12 protein-coding genes are annotated in these 13,326 nt (G+C 57.3%); 9 read left to right on the forward strand and 3 right to left on the reverse strand.

The window, feature by feature from the left end; translation table 11 throughout:
- Positions 1-113: 113 nt before the first annotated feature.
- On the reverse strand, positions 114-1,220 hold the full coding sequence (locus BM029_RS01620; RefSeq protein ID WP_092431984.1) for a DNA alkylation repair protein: 1,107 nt from the start codon (positions 1,218-1,220) through the stop codon (positions 114-116).
- A gap of 181 nt (positions 1,221-1,401) precedes the next feature.
- On the opposite strand from BM029_RS01620, the gene BM029_RS01625 reads away from it, so the two are divergent.
- Complete coding sequence (locus BM029_RS01625; protein WP_092431986.1) at positions 1,402-2,808, forward strand: glycerophosphodiester phosphodiesterase family protein; 1,407 nt, start codon at positions 1,402-1,404, stop codon at positions 2,806-2,808.
- A 14-nt stretch (positions 2,809-2,822) separates the two neighbouring features.
- Here BM029_RS01625 and BM029_RS01630 read toward each other — a convergent pair whose 3' ends face one another.
- Together BM029_RS01630 and BM029_RS01635 are read right to left on the reverse strand one after the other, a co-directional pair.
- Positions 2,823-3,548 (reverse strand): DUF899 family protein, encoded by a 726-nt coding sequence (locus tag BM029_RS01630; protein WP_092431988.1) that lies wholly within the window; start codon positions 3,546-3,548, stop codon positions 2,823-2,825.
- Between the two features lie 200 nt (positions 3,549-3,748).
- Complete coding sequence (locus BM029_RS01635) at positions 3,749-4,528, reverse strand: CPBP family intramembrane glutamic endopeptidase (RefSeq protein ID WP_092431990.1); 780 nt, start codon at positions 4,526-4,528, stop codon at positions 3,749-3,751.
- 268 nt (positions 4,529-4,796) lie between these two features.
- Here BM029_RS01635 and BM029_RS01640 point away from each other — a divergent pair, with 268 nt between their 5' ends.
- The 8 genes from BM029_RS01640 to BM029_RS01675 all read left to right on the forward strand — a co-directional run.
- Positions 4,797-5,561 carry an SDR family oxidoreductase gene (locus BM029_RS01640; protein WP_092431992.1) on the forward strand — a complete coding sequence of 255 codons (765 nt, stop codon included), beginning with the start codon at positions 4,797-4,799 and terminating at the stop codon, positions 5,559-5,561.
- 47 nt (positions 5,562-5,608) lie between these two features.
- Positions 5,609-6,463 carry a fumarylacetoacetate hydrolase family protein gene (locus BM029_RS01645; RefSeq protein WP_092417183.1) on the forward strand — a complete coding sequence of 285 codons (855 nt, stop codon included), beginning with the start codon at positions 5,609-5,611 and terminating at the stop codon, positions 6,461-6,463.
- A gap of 21 nt (positions 6,464-6,484) precedes the next feature.
- Entirely contained in the window at positions 6,485-7,762 is a 1,278-nt protein-coding gene (locus tag BM029_RS01650) for an L-fuconate dehydratase (RefSeq protein ID WP_092431994.1), read from the forward strand.
- 113 nt (positions 7,763-7,875) lie between these two features.
- A complete protein-coding gene (locus tag BM029_RS01655; protein WP_092431996.1) occupies positions 7,876-8,652 on the forward strand; it encodes an SDR family oxidoreductase in 777 nt (258 codons plus the stop codon).
- 17 nt (positions 8,653-8,669) lie between these two features.
- Positions 8,670-10,235 carry a sugar ABC transporter ATP-binding protein gene (locus BM029_RS01660; protein ID WP_170850947.1) on the forward strand — a complete coding sequence of 522 codons (1,566 nt, stop codon included), beginning with the start codon at positions 8,670-8,672 and terminating at the stop codon, positions 10,233-10,235.
- Between the two features lie 38 nt (positions 10,236-10,273).
- The gene (locus BM029_RS01665; protein WP_244544849.1) at positions 10,274-11,314 is read left to right on the forward strand and encodes an ABC transporter permease; all 1,041 of its coding nucleotides are present in this window, start codon (positions 10,274-10,276) and stop codon (positions 11,312-11,314) included.
- Positions 11,315-11,425: 111 nt separating this feature from the next.
- Complete coding sequence (locus tag BM029_RS01670; RefSeq protein WP_092431998.1) at positions 11,426-12,364, forward strand: ABC transporter substrate-binding protein; 939 nt, start codon at positions 11,426-11,428, stop codon at positions 12,362-12,364.
- 262 nt (positions 12,365-12,626) lie between these two features.
- The coding region (locus BM029_RS01675) for a porin (RefSeq protein ID WP_371329072.1) at positions 12,627-13,326 on the forward strand (700 nt) is incomplete at its 3' end.

Consider the following 13,326-nt stretch of genomic DNA (forward strand, 5'->3'; position numbering starts at 1 on the left):
GGGTTAACCCCGGGTTGGCGGTTCATTAACGATTGTTAATGTTTGCAATGCGGCTTAAGGCGTGCAGATGTGTTAAGTAGAATTGGAACGGTCTTGGCAAAGCGATTCACTATTCATGCGTCGCCGCAGTTCAATTCGAAGAAACTCCGCGCCAGCGATTGGCCATTTACCAGGATTTCGATCTCATGCCGGCCCGGGTAGTGCACCCGGGTGGTGAAATCACGAATGCTTTGGCTGCGTTCGATGGACACCCGTTGCGCGCCTTCCAGAGTCAATTCCTTGAGCTTGAATACCTTGGCCGCAGTGGCACCTGATTTTTTTACGTAGTGCATCTTGTAGTCGATTACCAGCCGCTGACTCGCCGTAGATTTCGACGCCAGATCGAAAGACAGCGTCACGCGCTCGCCCAAGGTAACCTGGCGCGGCGTCACCGCAAACTTGCTGATCTTCACCTCGGGCGCGCCGCCGGCGCCAATCGCCGCCAGTGCACGTGGATTGCCTGCCTTGATCAGGGATCGCAGGGCATGCCTGGCGATCCACGCGGCCTGCGGATTGTCGAGCGGCCAGGTCGCAAGCCGGTCCAGCACCCAGTCCGGATCGGATTTGGTCACATCGTTAAGATGATTGGCGACGGACTTGCGCACATACAGGCTGGAGTCGGTGCGCAGGTTTTCAAGGATCGGCGCCGCCAGCATAGGATTGTCCAGGATTGCGTCGAGCCGGAACGACCATGGCAGGCGCGGGCGGCAACCTTCGCTGGCCAGGCGGCGGACGGCATCGCTGTCGTCACGCGACCAGACTTCCATGATGGCGAGCGCGCGTTCCGGATCCTGGCGCAGGAATTCGCGCACCGCGAACTCTGACGAACCGAAGCCGGTGAAATACTTGAGTGCGTCCATCGACCAGTCGAAGTCGTCCAGGCCATATTGGCCGACATAATCGGGCAGGACCAGCGTCGCGAAGCCGTGATCTATCCGCGGCGCGAGTGCGCGCAGGATCTTGACTGCCTTGCGGTAATCCGCCGGGAGGGTTGCATGCAAAGCTTCGGTCGTGCGGCGCAGGCGTTGCATCAGGCTCAGTTGGTCGAGTCCGGCGAGCGCAATCTTGAGAAAACGCCTGGCGTCGAATGCAGGGTGGATTGCAGCCAGTTCGAGCGCGATGCTACGGAACCGTCGCGGGTCAAAGATCTCTTTCAGGGCGGTGTTCTCGGTGGTTGTCATTGTTAATTTTTTGCAAATTCCGAATGTTTAAAAGATAAAGCTTAACTGCTTCTGCTGTCAGTTTCTGTCAGGAGCGAAAACGCATAACAGGCGTAGCCAGCTCAAAAAACAACTGGCTGTCATCACGCAGTCATCGAATGTACCGACAATCGACAGTGTTAAAACTCAAATCCAAATCGCCATGCGCCACTTAGACACCTGCGTCACCTCCCGTCCACTCTTGATCCTGACGCAACTCGTTGCGGCTGCGGCGTTGACCGCCTGTGGCGGCGGGGGCGGTGGCGACAGCAACCTGGCGACTGCCAAATTCCAGACGCTGGATGGCACGATGCCGTTGGTGATTGGACATCGCGGCCTGCCAGGATTGTATCCGGAAGAGACGCAACCCTCGTATGAGGGGGCAGCCGATGCCGGCGCCGATTCGTTGGAAGAGGATCTTCATTTGACCAGGGACTGCGTGCTGGTTGCCCGCCACAATCCCTGGCTTAGCGACAACACGAACATAGCCACTGTGGCCCTGACCAATGCCACGGTAGCAGCACGTAAACGTACGGTGCCAGGCGCCTTGGTAAACGTCAGCTACTCGCTCGCAACCTATGGCGGCCCGGCCCAATATCTGACCGACCTGACGGATCCTAACGATCCGAAATCGGTATTGAAATCGCTCGTGGTAGATGGCGAAGATCACACTGGCGACTGGTCGATTACCGATTTCACCGTTGCTGAGCTGAAGCAATGGATAGGCGGCACCACCTACGATGCCCGTGATCAGCGTCCGACGGCGCTAAACGGGAAATATCCAATCTTGACGATGCAAGAGATCATCGATATCGCCAAGGCCAAGAGCGCAGCCAGCGGCAGGACGATTTCAGTCTACCCCGAATCGAAGAATCCGTACTGGAACAATGCGCAGGCAATTGCCAACGGTTGCGGAACCGGCAAGCACCCGTTTGAAGACGCGATCATCAAACTCATCAAAGACAACAACCTGAACAGCAAGAGCGCGCCGATCTATGTACAGAGCTTCGATCCGGCCAGCTTGAAGTACATGCGATCAGCCGGGCTCAATACGAAGATGGTGCAACTGGTGGATGGCAACGATGTCAACTACAAAACCGGCGAGATGATTTACCAGACCAACGATGTCTATAATTTTGTCGATGGCCGTCCATACAGCTGGACAGTCGCCGGTGACGGCCGCTATTTCGGCGCCATGCTGACGCCGGCTGGACTGGCTGAAGTCAAAACCTATGCTGACGGCATCGGCCCCTGGAAACCACAGGTGATGGCGCTTACCATTTCACCGTTCAAAGCAGCGAACGCCGATGGCACGCCGTACACCGGCTCACTGGCCGACGTCAACACCGTGATGCCAACCAGCCTCATCGCCGATGCGCACAAGGCCGGCTTGTTCGTACATTCCTATACCTTCCGCAATGAACAGAAGTATCTGGCCGGTATCTATAAGGGCGATCCGACTGCAGAGTTCCTGACGTTCTTCCGGGCAGGTATTGACGGTGTGTTCACTGATTTTGCTAACACCGGGGTGGCCGCGCGTGCCGCTTATATCAACGAGGCCCGGCAATGAAGCCGTCGGTGATTTTAGGCATAGTTCAACTTTGGCTGGAAATCACCGCGCCCCTCCGGCGTCATGTCGAACAGATTCCACATCGGATCCAGCAGGTCGTTATGGCGGTAATCCTGACCCGGCTCGGCCGGAACGTAGAGCATCTCGGAGCCCCAGGCGTGACGGATCACCTTGCCTTCCTGACGGAAGACGTTGAGCATCGGCATGTCCCATTCTCTGCCATCCTTGAAGTCCTGCTGCCTGCGCATCTGCGGACTCAAGGCGCTTGAGTCGCCGAAGTAGTCGCTGTCGTAGGTATTGCCGTCGGTGGATAGCAGATGAAGCCCGGTCCAGCCGCGTTCCCCGGCGAACGCCAGGATGTCTGGCAGCGGCCGCTTGGCAACCACTACAAAGTTGATGCGTTGGTCGATGTGCCGCACCTGGCCGTCGATGGCGTCCAGGAAGTGAGTGCAACCGGGGCATGGCCGCGCCCGCTCAGGACCGTACATGAAACTGTAGATTGCCAGTGTATCTTTGCCAGATGAGAACAGGCTCGACAAATTGACCGGTCCATCGAGCCCGACAAAACGATAGTCCTGCTTCAGCTCGCCGCCCGGCGGTAGTGCGCGGCGATGGGCGGCGACGCTTTCGATCTGACGACGCAGCGCCATCTCTTCGATCAGCAAAGCGGTGCGGGCAGCGCGGTAGTCGGCGCTCTCGCCCGGGAAGTGAAGTTGCTCTAACTCAGGTTTTACAGACATGGCTGGTCCCCTCGATAAGGTAATCGTTAGTCTTTCCCACTGGCGTTCACAGAACAGGCATAGGCACGCCAGGTCCGGTTATGGTGCTCTAACAAGGCTGGACCGCATGGCGCCTGCAACCTGTTTCTATTTAGTCGAATTAGTACGGATCATTTCGACAGATATTGCAAAAAATATTAATTGAAGGCAAGGCGCGTTACCTAAGCCCAAATTACGGAAAGCAGCATCACCGCAGCCACTTCCAGAAGATCGCCGACGCCGTGAGCGATCATTGGCGCCAGCAGGCTGCGTGAGCGTTCCATCAGCCAGACGTAGGTCAATCCAAAGGCGAAGGCGTAGAGTTGCTGGGCGATTGCCTGATACAGCGGGTCGCTAAAGAAGCTGCCATAGTGCGCTGCGCCGAACAGCAGGCTGACGATAACGCCGGAGACCGGGATTTCGAACTGGCCCAGCCGCACACGCCCGGGCACCAGCACCGTCAGCATGCCCACCAGCACCCCGCGGAAGACGATCTCCTCATTGGGGCCGGCCGCGAACATCACTGCCAGCCATCCCGGGATGCCGACCGCTGTCATTTCATAATCATGTCTGGGCGCGGTGTGACTGATAAGTTGCGGCCAATAATCGGCAACCAGCATGATCGCGGCCATGCCTACGCCGATCAGCAGAGCCAGGCCGACATAGCTGCGGGCCGGCGGCCAGCGCAGGTTGGAATCCGCCTGCGGCAACCAGCGTCGCATCAGCAGGATGGCCGCAAGGCCCACAGTGATCTGGAACAACTCTGCCAGTCCGACAAAGGCCCAGATCTGATGATGAAAAAAATCGGCCTCGCGCTTGAACAGCCAGCGTGCGCCTTCGCGGGCAGGCCACAACATGGCTTGCATCAGGATGGCGGCCAGGACAATCGGCCAGAGACGAAACTGGAAACCGGTAATTTGGAATAGCGGGCGGCCAGGCGCTAGTGCGGTGGTGTCGGTCATGGTAGTGGGGGCAAGATCGGTTAGCGCCAGGATGGGGCGGTTGCGCCATCATTATTTGCCGTATATTGTGGCACAGTATTGCTCGAAGGCAATGAGGCGTACTGGCGCGATCCTGCGTCGGGTTGCGACGCGTTCTTGCCATGGCTCGCAATTATTTATTGCAAAGCCAAAATTTAACCATTATTATTGGTCCAACCAATGGACCTATGGACCGATCTTGAATAAAGATCATCCAGGTTCCGAATAAAATAATCTGGAGGCAGTTTTAATGAGACTACAAGGAAAGCGCATTTTGGTGACGGCGGCGGGGCAAGGCATAGGGCGCGCCAGCGCCTTGATGTTTGCCAAAGAGGGCGCGCAGGTATTGGCTACTGATATCAACCAGAGCACATTGGACGAAACTGCCGCGCTTGCCCGCGCTGCCGGCGTCGCACTAGCCACGCAGCATCTTGACGTCACCGATGCCAAAGCGGTGGCAGCGTTGGCGGAATCAGGTTCGCATTTCGACGTGCTGTTCAATTGCGCCGGTTATGTCCACCACGGCAGCATCCTGGATTGCTCGGAACAGGACTGGCAGTTTTCCTGGGATATCAACGTCTCCTCCATGTACCGCATGATTCACGCGCTGTTGCCGGGAATGCTGGCCCAAGGCGGCGGTTCCATCATCAATATGGCGTCGGCTGCATCGAGCGTCAAAGGCGTACCCAACCGTTTTGCATACGGCACGACCAAGGCCGCGGTGATCGGCCTGACCAAGGCAGTCGCTGCAGATTTCGTCACCCGGGGCATCCGATGCAATGCGATATGTCCGGGCACCGTGGAATCGCCTTCGCTGGAAGCGCGAATCAAGGAACAGGCACGTCAGCAAGGTGTGGATATTGCCGAAGTCCGAGCCGCGTTCGTCGCCCGCCAGCCGATGGGAAGAGTAGGCAAGGCTGATGAAATCGCCGCCCTGGCGCTCTACCTGGCTTCCGATGAGTCGGCCTTTACCACCGGCGCCATCCATCTTGTCGATGGCGGCTGGTCGAACTGACACCGATCCAGTTTGAACACGACTTCGTTAACTATGAAAGCTAATCCATGAAATTGTTGAGATACGGCCATAAAGGGCAGGAAAAACCAGGTGTGCTGGATGCACAAGGACGTGTGCGCGATTTGTCGGGCGTGATCGCGGATATTGCAGGCCGCCACCTGCTGCCGCAAGAACTGGACAAGTTGCGCGGCTTGAATCTGGACAGCCTGCCGCTGGTTGCAGGAACACCGCAGAAAGACCTGCGTCTGGGTCCATGCGTGGGCGCCGTCGGCAAATTTATCTGCATCGGTTTGAATTACTCCGATCACGCCGCTGAATCCGGCATGGACGTGCCGGCGGAGCCGGTGGTGTTCAATAAATGGACCAGCGCAATCTGCGGCCCGGACGACGACGTTGAAATTCCGCGCGGTTCCCTGAAGACCGATTGGGAAGTGGAACTAGGCGTGGTGATCGGCACCGGCGGGCGCTATATCGATGAGGCCGATGCGCTCAAGCATGTCGCCGGCTATTGCGTCATCAACGATGTGTCCGAACGCAAATACCAGCTCGAACTGGGCGGTACCTGGGATAAGGGCAAGGGCTGCGACACTTTCGGTCCGCTCGGACCGTGGCTGGTAACCGCTGACGAGGTGGCGGATCCGCACGCACTCAACCTGTGGCTGGAAGTGGATGGCCATCGCTATCAGAACGGCAATACTTCAACCATGGTGTTCCAGGTTCCGGCGCTGGTCAGCTATCTCAGCCGCTTCATGAGTTTGCAGCCGGGCGATGTGATTTCTACCGGCACGCCGCCAGGTGTAGGCCTCGGGCAAAAGCCGCCGGTCTATCTGCGCGCAGGCCAGGTGATGCGACTCGGGATAGACGGACTGGGCGAGCAACGCCAACGCACCATCTCACTTTGAACCGGAAAAAAGAGAAACACGATGACCACAATTCGATCGATACGCGTACTGGATGTGCGGTTTCCGACTTCGCAAATGCTGGACGGATCAGACGCGATGAATCCGGATCCGGACTACTCCGCCGCCTACGTCATTCTGGAAACTGACAAGCCAGGCCTGGAAGGCCATGGCCTGACCTTCACCATCGGTCGTGGCAATGAAATCTGCTGTGCTGCGATCAAGGCGATGGAACATCTGGTGATCGGCTTGAAGTTGGAATGGATCAGCGAAGACATGGGCCGCTTTTGGCGCCATATCACCTCCGATAGCCAATTGCGCTGGATCGGTCCCGATAAAGGAGCAATCCACCTGGCCACTGGTGCGGTGGTGAATGCGGTCTGGGATTTGTGGGCCAAGGCCGAGGGCAAGCCATTGTGGCAGCTGGTGACCGACATGTCTCCCGAGGAATTGGTGCGGGCGATCGATTTCCGCTACCTGACCGACTGCATCACGCCAGAAGAAGCGCTGGCCTTGTTGCGCGAGCAGGCGCCGGGCAAGGCTGAACGGATTCGCTCACTGAAGGAAAACGGCTATCCGTGCTACACCACCTCCGCCGGTTGGCTGGGCTATGAGGACGAGAAATTACGCAGGCTGTGCAAGGAAGCAGTCGACAGCGGCTTCAACCACATCAAGCTGAAGGTCGGGCGCGACCTGGCGGACGACATTCGCCGCGTCACCATCGCCCGCGAGGTGATCGGCCAGGAACGGCACCTGATGATCGACGCCAACCAGGTCTGGGAAGTGGACCAGGCGATCGACTGGGTCAAGCAGCTGGCCTTCGCCAGGCCCTGGTTTATCGAAGAACCTACCAGCCCGGACGATATTGAAGGACATCGGAAAATCCGCGAAGGCATCGGCGCGGTCAAGGTTGCCACCGGCGAGATGTGCCAGAACCGTATCATCTTCAAGCAATTAATCATGCGTGGCGCGATCGATGTGGTGCAGATCGATTCCTGCCGGCTTGGCGGCGTCAATGAAATCCTGGCGGTGCTGCTGATGGCGGCAAAATACAAATTACCGGTATGTCCGCATGCCGGCGGCGTCGGCTTGTGCGAATATGTGCAGCATCTGTCGATGATCGATTACGTCTGCATTTCGGGCAGCAAGGAAGGGCGCGTGACCGAATACGTCGATCATCTGCATGAACATTTTGTCGATCCCTGCGTCATACGGAACGCCAGCTACATGCCGCCGACCGCGCCGGGATTTTCGATCACGATGAAACCGGAATCGCTGCAGCAATACCAGTTTCGTGGCTAGCTGACACAATTGCCGGTGAATCCGGGCACGTAGCTGGAAATTGCCGGCAGTTGGTCTATAAAGAGTAAGTGCAAAAAAAAATAAATAAAACAAATGAAAATGGAGACGGCAAGATGGATCTGCATTTAGCAGGAAAAGTGGTGATCGTTACCGGCGGCGGCGGCGGCATCGGTGGCGCGATCTCGCTGCTACTGGCGGCTGAAGGTGCGATTCCCGTCATTTTTGGCAAGAGCCAGCCTGCGCCTGAATTCAAGGCGGCGTTGCTGGCGTTGCAAGACAAGTCGCGCATTATCCAGCTCGACCTGATGGATGACGACAAGTGCCGGCAAGCGGTCGCGCAAACCGTCGAAGAATTCGGACACCTGGACGGCTTGGTGAATAACGCCGGCATCAACGACAACGTCGGGCTCGACGCCGGCCGGGCGGCCTTTGTGCAATCGCTTGAAAAAAACCTGATTCATTACTACACGATGGCCCATTACTGCGTGCCGCACCTGAAAGCCAGCCGCGGCGCTATCGTCAATATATCGTCCAAAACCGCCGTGACCGGCCAGGGCAATACCAGTGGTTACTGCGCCTCCAAGGGTGGGCAACTGGCGTTGACGCGTGAATGGGCCGCCGCGCTGGCCAATGAGGGCGTGCGGGTCAATGCCGTGATCCCGGCCGAAGTGATGACGCCGCTATATCGGACCTGGATCGCCAGCTTCGATCATCCTGAAGAAAAACTCGCTTCCATCACCAGCAAGATACCGCTCGGGAAACGCCTCACCACGGCAGAGGAAATTGCCGACACTGCCGTATTTCTTTTGTCACAGCGCGCTGCACATACGACGGGGCAGTGGGTGTACGTAGACGGCGGTTATAGCCATCTTGACCGTGCGTTGACCTGAATGCAATGAGAACAGACATGCCGCAATCAGAAAATTCCAGAGGCGACAGCCAGGCTCATGAAGCTGACTCCGCATCGGAAACCATTATTTCCCTGGAAAATGTCACCAAGCGTTTCCCCGGCGTGCTGGCGCTCGACAACTGCAGGTTCGATCTGCGGCGTGGAGAAGTCCACGCGCTCATGGGTGAAAACGGCGCCGGAAAATCGACGCTGATGAAGGTGTTGGCGGGCGTGTATCCGAAGGACAGCGGTGAAATCCGCATCGAAGGGCGGCCGGTCGAGATTCCTACGCCGCGTGCCGCACAAATGCTGGGCATCGGCATCATTCACCAGGAACTCAACCTGATGAATCACCTGACTGCAGCCCAGAATATATTCATCGGCCGCGAACCGCGTGGCCGCTTCGGACTGTTTCTTGACGAAGATGCATTGAACCAGCAAACCAGGCTGATCTTCGAACGCATGCGCCTGGATCTGGATCCGGGCACGCTGGTGAGCGAGCTGACGGTCGCCAAGCAGCAAATGGTGGAGATAGCCAAAGCCCTGTCGTTTGACTCGCGCGTGCTGATCATGGATGAGCCCACTGCAGCATTGAACAACACTGAAATCGAGGATCTGTTCCGCATCATCCGGCAATTGCAGTCGCATGGCGTCGGCATCATTTACATCTCCCACAAGATGGATGAGTTGCGGCAGATCTCGAATCGCGTCACGGTTATGCGGGACGGCCAGTACATCGCCACCGTCCCCACCGCGACGACGTCCATGGACACTATCATCGGCATGATGGTGGGACGCCAGCTCGACAACAGCGGATCGGAAATTCCCGATACCTCCGGCAACGACATCGTATTGCAGGTCAAAGGGCTGGAACGGGGCGCAACTATCAAGAATGTCAGTTTCACACTGCGCAAAGGTGAAATCCTGGGCTTTGCCGGTTTGATGGGCGCCGGACGCACTGAAGTAGCACGTGCGATTTTCGGCGCCGACCGCCTCGATGCCGGCGAGATCCTGGTGCATGGCGCCAAGGTATCGATCAAGTCGCCGAGGGATGCGGTGGCGCACGGCATCGGCTATCTGTCGGAGGACCGCAAGCACTTCGGCCTGGCCACCGGACTAGACGTCAAGACCAACGTCGCCTTGTCCAGCATGAACAGCTTCCTTAAACAAGGCTTGTTTCTGGATCAGGCCGCGATTCACGATACGGCCCAGGGATATGTCCGGAAACTGGGCATCAAGACACCATCAGTCGATCAGCCGGTGCGACTGCTGTCGGGCGGCAATCAGCAGAAGATCGTGATTGCCAAATGGCTGCTGCGGGATTGCGATATTTTATTCTTCGACGAGCCCACGCGCGGCATCGACGTTGGCGCCAAGAGCGAAATCTACAAACTGCTCAACACACTGGCAGAGCAAGGAAAAGCGATTGTCATGATCTCTTCCGAGCTGCCTGAAGTGCTGCGCATGAGTCATCGCATCCTGGTCATGTGCGAGGGGCGCATCACCGGCGAACTCGCCGCAGCCGAAGCTTCGCAGGAAAAGATCATGCAGCTGGCTACTCAGCGCGAAGCTGCAGTAGCCTGAATCGATACCCGAATAACTCACATTCATTGAAGACGAACATGGCACATATCCAGAATCCCCTGTCGCAAGTAAAGCCGCCCATCGGCGGACAGGGCGCACTCGCCACTCTCAAGGCAAAGATATTCCATCCAGCCACGCGCCAGAAGCTGCTGGCGTTTGCCAGCCTGCTGGTATTGCTGGTGTTTTTCAGTTTCGCCTCGCCCAATTTCCTGCAGGTCGACAACCTGGTGAGCATCCTGCAATCCACCGCCGTCAACGGCGTGCTGGCGATTGCCTGCACTTTCGTCATCATCACCGCCGGCATTGATTTGTCTGTAGGCACACTGATGACCTTCTGCGCGGTGATGGCCGGGGTGTTTCTTACTTACTGGGGGATGCCGATCTACGTCGGGATTGTCGCCGCAATCGTCTTCGGCGCCTTGTGCGGCTGGATTTCCGGCGTGCTGGTGGCCAAGTTCAAGATTCCTCCATTCATCGCGACGCTGGGCATGATGATGCTGCTCAAGGGGCTGTCGCTGGTGATCTCTGGCACCAAGCCGATTTATTTCAACGACACGCCAGGATTTTCGAGCATCTCGCAGGATTCGCTGATCGGCAACCTGATTCCTGCCTTGCCGATTCCGAATGCCGTGCTGATCCTGTTCCTGGTGGCGATTGCGGCTGGCATCGTGCTCAACAAAACCATATTCGGCCGCTATACCTTTGCCTTGGGCAGCAACGAAGAAGCATTGCGCCTGTCTGGCGTGAATGTCGATTTCTGGAAGGTTGCCGTGTACACCTTCAGCGGCGCCATCTGCGGTATTGCGGGCCTGTTGATTGCATCGCGCCTGAATTCGGCGCAGCCGGCTTTGGGGCAAGGTTACGAGCTGGATGCGATTGCCGCGGTGGTCATCGGCGGAACCTCGCTGTCGGGCGGCACCGGCACCGTGCTCGGCACGATCATCGGCGCCTTCATCATGAGCGTGCTGATCAACGGCTTGCGCATGATGTCCGTCGCCCAGGAATGGCAAACCGTGGTAACCGGCATCATCATCATCCTGGCGGTCTACATGGATATCCTGCGTCGCCGTCGTCAATGAGGCAGGTTCGAATAAGGTTTAAAGGTTCTGTACGTGTACATAAGGTAACACATGCGATTCCGGGCATATGCGTCAGCGCCCACCGTTTTATAACCAAAAAGGAGACTTGAAATGATAAAGAGAAGAGCAGTCAATATTGCCATCGGCCTCGCGTTTGCGCTTGGATTCAGTGCTACGGCAAGCGCCGAAGAAACCTATATCCCGCTGATCTCCAAGGGCTTCCAGCATCAGTTCTGGCAAGCAGTGAAGGCCGGCGCCGAGCAGGCTGCCAAGGATTTTAATGTGAAGGTGTCGTTCGAAGGTCCGGAGACCGAAGCCATGGTCGACAAACAGATCGACATGCTGTCGGCAGCGCTGGCCAAGAAACCCAAAGCCATCGGCTTCGCCGCATTGGACAGCAAGGCCGCACTGCCATTGCTGAAAAAAGCGCAGGCCGCGCATATCCCGATTGTCGCCTTTGACTCGGGTGTGGACAGCGATATTCCTGTTACCACGGCCACCACCGACAACAAGGCCGCCGCAGGATTGGCAGCCGACAAGATGGCGGAATTGATCGGTAAAGAGGGTGAAGTCGCGGTAGTGGCGCATGACCAAACCAGCCGTACCGGTATCGATCGGCGTGACGGCTTCGTCGAACGCATGAAAGCCTATCCGAAGATCAAGATCGTCAGCATCCAGTACGGCGCCGGCGATCAGCTGAAATCGACTGAAATCACTAAATCCATCCTGCAAGCCTATCCACATCTCAAGGGCGCCTTCGGCACCAATGAAGGCTCGGCGATCGGCGTTCTGAACGGCGTCAAGGAAATGAAGCGCAAGCTGATAGTCATCGGCTACGACTCCGGCAAGCAGCAGAAAGATGCGATTCGCGACGGCAGCATGGCCGGCGCCATCACCCAGAATCCTGTCGGCATCGGCTACAAGACGGTAGAAGCTGCCGTCAAGGCGCTCAAGGGCGAGAAATTGCCTAAGGTGATCGATACCGGGTTCTACTGGTACGACAAGAGCAACATCAGCGACCCTAAGATCGCAGCCGTGCTTTACGACTGATCTTCCAGGGTCCGACACGAACCGGTGCTGCCAGGCTAGCGGCACCACCATGCCGCACCGGTTCGGCAATCAAGCGCGATAACAGTTACCCGTAACAGGGCCCGCCGATAGCTGACGCCGTCAGCGCCACTATCGGTTGCTTTCTGCTGCGCGCTCGCAATATCTACGACTTCTAGCGAAGGTTCGCATCTATCTCCGAATTTATCTCTGATCTTGAGAGGAGGGCGATCGAACAAAATTTAACTATAAAAGGGGGTTAACCATGAAAAAAATACCATTCCAATGGCTGCAGGTGGCTGCCACCACCATGTTGATCGGCGCTGCCTGCACGCAGGCACAGGCGCAGACCAGCGTCACTATCTATGGCCGCGTTGACGCTGGCGTCGATTATCAAACCAATGTTGCGCTGAAAGACGCCAACGGCAATCTGACCGGCCAGACTGGCAGCAAGCTGGCGGCATCCGGCAATCAGTGGGGCACCAGCATGATCGGCTTCAAGGGTACCGAAGATCTGGGTGGCGGATTGAGCGCCTTTTTCTTGTTGGAATCCGGTTTTGACGCCACCAACGGCAGCACCAACGGTAGCGCCTTGTTCAATCGGCGTTCTTATGTCGGCCTGAACGGTAGCGCCGGCTCGATCAAATTCGGTAAAAACCTGTTCATCGTCAATGACGTCTGGAATCTCGATCCTACCGGTCAGCAATTCATGAGTACGCAGAACCTGGTCAAGGGCCGCAACTGGCCGGGCGCCAATAACGTCATCGAATACCAGACGCCTACCTGGGGCGGTTTTAACGCCACCGTACAAACCAGTCTGGGCGAGAAAGCCGGTTCCACCAAAAATGGCCGCAGCGACGGCATTTCGCTGGTGTACACCACCGGCGGCCTCGAACTACGTGCCATCTATGACGTTATCCGCGATGCCAACGGCCGTTATACCGACGTCTACACCGCTTCCAAGG

Origin of the sequence: Collimonas sp. OK607, assembly GCF_900111995.1 — a bacterium.
In the GTDB taxonomy this organism is placed as follows: domain Bacteria; phylum Pseudomonadota; class Gammaproteobacteria; order Burkholderiales; family Burkholderiaceae_D; genus Collimonas.

What these genes read in the sequence shown, in the direction of transcription:
- BM029_RS01620 (WP_092431984.1), bottom strand. Translation starts at nt 1,220, where the DNA reads ATGACAACCACCGAGAACACCGCCCTGAAAGAGATCTTTGACCCGCGA.
- BM029_RS01625 (WP_092431986.1), top strand. Translation starts at nt 1,402, where the DNA reads ATGCGCCACTTAGACACCTGCGTCACCTCCCGTCCACTCTTGATCCTG.
- BM029_RS01630 (WP_092431988.1), bottom strand. Translation starts at nt 3,548, where the DNA reads ATGTCTGTAAAACCTGAGTTAGAGCAACTTCACTTCCCGGGCGAGAGC.
- BM029_RS01635 (WP_092431990.1), bottom strand. Translation starts at nt 4,528, where the DNA reads ATGACCGACACCACCGCACTAGCGCCTGGCCGCCCGCTATTCCAAATT.
- BM029_RS01640 (WP_092431992.1), top strand. Translation starts at nt 4,797, where the DNA reads ATGAGACTACAAGGAAAGCGCATTTTGGTGACGGCGGCGGGGCAAGGC.
- BM029_RS01645 (WP_092417183.1), top strand. Translation starts at nt 5,609, where the DNA reads ATGAAATTGTTGAGATACGGCCATAAAGGGCAGGAAAAACCAGGTGTG.
- BM029_RS01650 (WP_092431994.1), top strand. Translation starts at nt 6,485, where the DNA reads ATGACCACAATTCGATCGATACGCGTACTGGATGTGCGGTTTCCGACT.
- BM029_RS01655 (WP_092431996.1), top strand. Translation starts at nt 7,876, where the DNA reads ATGGATCTGCATTTAGCAGGAAAAGTGGTGATCGTTACCGGCGGCGGC.
- BM029_RS01660 (WP_170850947.1), top strand. Translation starts at nt 8,670, where the DNA reads ATGCCGCAATCAGAAAATTCCAGAGGCGACAGCCAGGCTCATGAAGCT.
- BM029_RS01665 (WP_244544849.1), top strand. Translation starts at nt 10,274, where the DNA reads ATGGCACATATCCAGAATCCCCTGTCGCAAGTAAAGCCGCCCATCGGC.
- BM029_RS01670 (WP_092431998.1), top strand. Translation starts at nt 11,426, where the DNA reads ATGATAAAGAGAAGAGCAGTCAATATTGCCATCGGCCTCGCGTTTGCG.